We start from the raw sequence: 267 nt of genomic DNA on the forward strand, positions 1-267 counted from the left end.
GGGAGGACGCCAAGGACGCGATCGCCGCGGAGCAGGCCAAACTCATGGTCGCCCTGGATCAGCGGATGCGGGCCGAGCGGGCCGCCAAGGGCGTCCCTGCCGCACGGCAGGGCGAGGGGATCGCCAAGCAGGTCGGGCTGGCGCGCCGGGAGTCCCCGAACCAGGGCGCCTTGCTGCTGGGCCGGGCCAAGGTCCTGGTCAATCAGATGCCGCACACGCTCAAGGCACTCGAGGCGGGGTACCTGAACGAGCGGCGGGCGGCGATCC

1 pseudogene is annotated in these 267 nt (G+C 72.7%); it reads left to right on the forward strand.

The window, feature by feature from the left end:
- A pseudogene (locus AC5RWT_RS38205) lies at positions 1 to 267 on the forward strand (HNH endonuclease); the annotation flags it as partial.

The sequence above is a fragment of the Arthrobacter sp. Dra40 genome (assembly GCF_059091905.1).